The sequence below is a fragment of the Thermoanaerobaculia bacterium genome (assembly GCA_035717485.1).
Classification (GTDB): domain Bacteria; phylum Acidobacteriota; class Thermoanaerobaculia; order UBA5066; family DATFVB01; genus DATFVB01.
Window position 1 is genome coordinate 1 of record DASTIQ010000062.1, and the last position, 5450, is coordinate 5450.

General features: G+C 66.9%; 7 protein-coding genes. 4 read left to right on the top strand and 3 right to left on the bottom strand.

Annotated elements, in window-relative coordinates:
- Positions 1–235: hypothetical protein (locus VFS34_02955; GenBank protein ID HET9793396.1), on the top strand; the 235-nt coding region annotated here is incomplete at its 5' end.
- Positions 236–315: 80 nt separating this feature from the next.
- Here VFS34_02955 and VFS34_02960 read toward each other — a convergent pair.
- Positions 316–1284: an alpha/beta hydrolase gene (locus VFS34_02960; GenBank protein ID HET9793397.1), complete on the bottom strand. Its 969-nt coding sequence runs from the start codon at positions 1282–1284 to the stop codon at positions 316–318.
- Between the two features lie 205 nt (positions 1285–1489).
- Here VFS34_02960 and VFS34_02965 point away from each other — a divergent pair, with 205 nt between their 5' ends.
- The gene (locus tag VFS34_02965; GenBank protein ID HET9793398.1) at positions 1490–1975 is read left to right on the top strand and encodes a nuclear transport factor 2 family protein; all 486 of its coding nucleotides are present in this window, start codon (positions 1490–1492) and stop codon (positions 1973–1975) included.
- 189 nt (positions 1976–2164) lie between these two features.
- Here VFS34_02965 and VFS34_02970 read toward each other — a convergent pair whose 3' ends face one another.
- The gene (locus VFS34_02970; protein HET9793399.1) at positions 2165–2458 is read right to left on the bottom strand and encodes a hypothetical protein; all 294 of its coding nucleotides are present in this window, start codon (positions 2456–2458) and stop codon (positions 2165–2167) included.
- Between the two features lie 144 nt (positions 2459–2602).
- Positions 2603–2872, bottom strand: coding sequence for a hypothetical protein (locus VFS34_02975; protein ID HET9793400.1), 270 nt, complete (start codon positions 2870–2872; stop codon positions 2603–2605).
- A gap of 35 nt (positions 2873–2907) precedes the next feature.
- On the opposite strand from VFS34_02975, the gene VFS34_02980 reads away from it, so the two are divergent.
- Positions 2908–4659, top strand: coding sequence for an alpha/beta hydrolase (locus VFS34_02980; protein HET9793401.1), 1752 nt, complete (start codon positions 2908–2910; stop codon positions 4657–4659).
- Positions 4660–4825: 166 nt separating this feature from the next.
- A complete protein-coding gene (locus VFS34_02985) occupies positions 4826–5311 on the top strand; it encodes a hypothetical protein (protein ID HET9793402.1) in 486 nt (161 codons plus the stop codon).
- Positions 5312–5450: the final 139 nt, after the last annotated feature.

Genomic DNA, 5450 nt, shown 5'->3' on the forward strand with positions numbered 1-5450 from the left:
GAACCTCGACAATCCGATGGAGGACCGTCGGAACGGAGACGTCCGCGAGACTCCCGTGAAAGGCTTCCGTCAATTCCATGACAACCCGCGACTGCGCGAGACATTAACAGAAGAAGCGAGCGGGGGACTTGATGCATTCTGCGGGAGAGATGCGGTTGCGGCCGGGAAACCGCAGAAGCCGTTGCGCAGCTATGAGTTCCGATCGTCGCCCGCCGCCCCGCTGCTCCGGCGCTGAGTCCCGGCTCCCCGTTCGGGGTCGCGAGTCACGAGTCAAAAGTCACGAGTCAGTGCCCCGGTGGGGAGACCGCCATTGCTTCAGTCGGCACCGGCCGGCATCGCGTGCTGCAGGAACGCGAGGATCTCCGCTTCGACCTCATCCTCGTGACCGACGAGGAGATGACCTCCGGTCGGGAAGCCTACGAAACGCGCACCCCGAACGTGCTCGGCCGTGTATCGGGCGGGCTCGTACGTCCCGTACCCGCAGTCGGCGGCGGAGATGACGAGCGTCGGCGCCGAGATCGCCTCGAGGTCGTATCGCCGGATCGACGAGATCACGGCGGCGTCGTTGACGAGCCCGCGCCGGCGAAGGGTCACCGGAAGGATGTGCCGCAGCATCAGATCGACGCGCGCCTTTTCCGACTCGCTCGCCCGGGCGACGAGCTCGGTCGGCGTGCCGAGGATCGTGCCGATGGCGACGGGGCGCAGCGGTCGCGTGAGGATCCAGAACAGGAAGTCGGAGCGCAGGGCCGTGTCGAACAACGCCGGGACTCCGGACGGGCTCTTCACGGAGGGCGCGCCTCCGGGCCGCGGCGCGTACACGCCCGGGACCATGAGGACGAGCGCCGCGCACCGGTCCGGGTGACGAATCGCGAACTGCAGAGCCGACGGCCCGCCCGCGGAGACCCCGATGACCGCGGCACGCGAAACACCGAGCTCGTCGAGAAGGCAGGCGTGGGCGTCGGCCTGGGCCTCGGCCGAGGCGTCGGGCGGCACCGGCGTGCGCAGGTATCCGAAGCGGGACATCGCGACGACGCGGTATTCCTTTCGACCGAGCCAGCCGGCGAGGTCGAGACCCTGGTCCCACCCGCCGCCGGCGCCGTGGATCGAAAGGACGACCGGGCCCCGGCCGATGGAGCCGAATTCGATCGGGCCGCAGCGGGTGGTCGCGATGGAGCTCTGCGCGACGCGTGCTCTCTCACGGGCGATGTCGCGCCGGGAAAGGATGAAGGCGACGGCCGACAGAACGGCGATCGCGACGGCGGCGATCAGGAGCGCGCGCAGCACGGAGAAATCGTGCCGCCGTTCGCGGGGACGCGCATGAGGAAAAGGAACCAGGAGTCCCGGAGTCGAGGGGCTGATGGGCGGAACCCGGCTCCCCGGCCTGGGTCGGTCGTGAGTCATGAAGCCATGGCCCGCGTGCCTGGCGCTCAGAGAGGCCGGTCGGTTCCGGGGCGGTCAATTCGGCTATCATCCGGGGGAAGGAGCAACAATGAAAAGACTTTTCCTCAGCGCCGCGCTTGCGGCGGCGGTGGCAGGCATTCCCATCCAGGCGCGGGCGGCGGAGCCGGCCGACGCCATCAAGGCGCTGAACCAGGACTTCGTGACGGCCTGGAACGCGCACGACGCGAAGAAGCTGGCCGCCGTCTGGGCGGACGACGGCAGCCTCATCAACCCGTTCGGCCTGAGGTGCGGCAACCGCGCCGAGGTCGAGAAGCTCTTCGAGAACGAGCTCGGCGGCATGATGAAGGCGAGCACGTACAAGATCGACTCATTCGCGGTGCGCAAGACCAGCGACGACGTGATGGTGGGAGACTGGGATGCCACCCTCACCGGGGGAATCGACCCGGGTGGAAATCCGATGCCTCCGTTCCTGCATCACGTGACCGCCGTGTACCGCAACAGCGGCGGACACTGGGCCATTGCGGACGCGCGAGCGTTCCATCTGCTCCCGCCTCCCGGCGCTCCGGCGAAGTAGGCGCGGCAACGATCAGCGTGCCGGGTTCGCCCGGCACGTTTCGTTTTCGGGTGAATCGCGCGCGCCGGCGAGTTGACGACGATCAGGGACTCGGGGCGCCAGCCGCGCGGTGCTGATTTCCGGACAAAAGAACGAGGCCCCTCGCGGGGCCTCGTTGGTCACGGGCGCTTTCGCGCCGCGGCATTCCGATTACAGGCGATAGCTGGAGGCGTTCTCGTAGGTCACGACCTTGGGCGTTCCCTCGAGGAATGGATTCAGCTTCGCGAGGACCTGCGGGTAGGTCGCGTGCTCGTAGGTTTCGGCGTTCTTCTTGCTGTCCCACAGGCTGATGAACTCCGCGCCCTTCGTATCGAGGAGATTCACTTCCTCCTGAAAGCCATTCTGCTTGCGGAGAAGCGGGAGGATCTCCTTCTCCCAGACGGTGGTGAATTCGGTCTCTTTACCCTTCTTGATCTGGAAGTGGACATTGCGTGCGAATTTCATGTGATTCTCCTTTCCCTTGAGCAAGTCCCTTCACACGGGAAGTCCCGAAATGAAGGGTCGGATTCGGCAAGGGACCGAAGCCGATCGAAACTGAAGGGTGTTCACCGTAGCATGACCGAACTTGATTTGAATGATGCAGCGAAATCATTTTGAAGGCGTGAGCGAGCGACTCACGTCCGGCAGGTGCTCGTCGCTGTAATGACGATCACTCGGCGAGATCGTTCGCCGCGCGGCGGAAATCGCCGACTCTTCCGATGCCGCGCGCGAGCCACGCATCTTCGATTTCTTCGAGCGAGTGCGGCATCGGCGACCCGGCGCGGCGGCCTCGTCGATGGTAACGATCCGCGAGGCGTTGACGACGGCGCCGCGTCGGAGGGTCCCGTCGCTTTTTCGCTCACCGCGCAGCTCCCGCACCGGAACAATGCCGGCCGATCCGCGTATGCTGTTTCATGATGAAGGCGAAGGTGTGGGCGATTCTGGCGGCGGCGGGGCTCGCGGCCCCCCTTTCAGGCGCTCCGCCCGCCGCGTCGCGGCTCTCGCTCGCAACCTGCAAGGTTTCGGGTGTCCAGAGGGAGGTCCGCTGCGGTCGAATGGAGGTCTGGGAGGACCGGGCCCGGAAGGCGGGCCGGAAGATCTCCCTGAGGATCGTCGTCCTGCCGGCGACCGGCTCTGACCGCGCGCCCGACCCCGTTTTCCTGCTCGCCGGCGGGCCCGGAGAGTCGGCCGTCGAGGCGGCGGCAGGGGCGGCCGCGGGGAACGCGGAGATCAACAAGAAGCGCGACATCGTGCTCGTCGACGTCCGCGGCACCGGAGATTCGAACGGCCTGCAGTGCCCGTCCCTTCAGGGGCACCAGGGAGTGCTGGGCTTTCTCGACAGCTTCCTTCCGGTTGCCGGAGTCCGCGAATGCCGGCGGTTCCTCGAGCCGCGCGCGAATCTCGCCCTCTACACCACGACGAATGCGATGGACGACTTGGACGACGTGCGCGCCGCGCTCGGGTATCAGCGCGTCAACCTCGAAGGAGGCTCCTTCGGGACGTTCGCGGCGCTCGTCTACATGCGCCGGCATCCCGAGCACGTGCGGACGGCGGTGCTCGAGGGCGTCGTTCCCCCGGGCACGAAGGCCCCTCTCCACTTTGCGCGCAACGCGCAGACGGCGCTCGACCAGGTGATCGCGGCCTGCGGAAAGGACGCGGGCTGCCGCGCGGCGTTTCCAGACGTCCGGGGCGACGTCGATCGCGTCCTCGCCCGTCTCGAGGCGAAAGCGGTCGAGGTGACGATCAAGGATCCGAAGACCGGGGAGCCGCGGAAAATCGTGCTTGGCCGGAACGCGGCCGCCCAGACGATCCGCTACATGCTCTATCTGCCGATCACGGCGGCGCAGATCCCTCTCCAGGTGCATCTGGCGGCGCAGGGCGACTATTCGCGGCTCGTCGAAGAGGCGTATTTGTTCGGAAACCTCGCGACGTCGATCTCCGACGGCTTCTTCCTGTCGGCCACTTGCTCGGAAGACGTCCCCTTCTTCACGCCCGCCGAGGCGGAGGCCGAGGCGAAGGGAACGTTCCTCGGCGACTTTCGCACTCGCGTGCAGAAAGCCGCGTGCGCCGAATGGCCGCGGGGCGAGGTGCCGCCCGACTTCGATCAGCCCGTGAAATCCGGGGCGCCCGCCCTGTTGATCTCGGGCGAACGCGATCCGGCGACGCCGTCGGCGGACGCCGAGAGCGCGGCGAAGCATCTCCGGCACGCGAAGCGCGTCGTGATCCCCGGAGCCGGCCACGATTACGAAGGGGAGAGGGGCGCCGAGGAGTGCATCGGCCGGATCACGACGGCGCTGATCGAGAAGGGAACGGAGTCCGGCCTCGACACGAGCTGCGTCCCGGCGATCGTTCCGGTTCCGTTCGCGCTCAAGGACGACCGGGAGGCGGAAGTGAAACTCTCCGACGCGGACCTCGACCGCTTCGCCGGCTCGTACGTCGGTCCCGACGGCCACGAATTCGTCGTCCGGCGCCGGGGCGCCGTCCTCCAGTTCGTTCTGGGGGAGGGCCGCGAGTTCGTTCTCACGCCGATTGCGCCCGCCCGTTTCCGCATCGAAGGCGCGCCGCCCGGCTATTTCGTCGAGTTCCAGCGCGACGGCGAGAGCGTCACCGGGATACAGCTCGAAGAGGGCCCGACCGAGCGGGAAACGCTGAAGCGGAAGCCGTAGACCGGCTGCGCCGGAAATGCACGCTCGAGGACGCGAATCCGATCGCGTTTCTCCCGAAGTGACGCGGACCCCGATATTTCGCCGCCCGTCGGCAACCTTCGATCCCACAATTGCTGATCAATCGACTCGCCGATGGTAGGCTTTGTCGCAATTTAAGGAGAAAGCCATGAAGACTCGCTCCCTCTTCCTGCTCGCGGGAATGCTCGTGGCCGGTTGCCTGTCGGCGGAGACGACGACATCCGGTGTCGCAACCTGCAAACCGGAACCGCCTTCGCCGGTCGCTCTCACCGACAAGCCCAACCACTTCCTGGCTGTCGGAAGGGCCCAGTGCGGCTGGACGGGCTTCGAAGTGGCGGGCCAGCCGTCGAAGGACGGGATCTCCACCGACCTCGAGGAGATCACCGGCGACTCGGTGACCTCGGTTCGAGGCTACTTCGTCTCCACGATGCTCAACGGGGACAAGACGACCGTTCGGTTTCAAGGCTCGAGCAAGGTGAAGGACGGGAAGTTCGTCAGCGGCGCGGGCACCTGGACCTACATCAGCGGCACCGGAAAGCTCAAGGGCATCAAGGGGAAGGGGAAGTACAAGGGCACTCCCAACGCGGACGGGAGCGTTTCGTACAAGGTCGACGGAGAGTACCAGCTGCCCTAGCGACCCGGCGCTGACTTCCGCCCTCGACGGCGGAAAACCCGGAGCCGTCGCCGGCTCCCGCGGTCGCGAGGAGCCGGCGAGTCGGGGGCGAAGAGGAGCTGCGCCGACGCGCTGCGCGGTTTTCGCCGGCGTCAGGGCT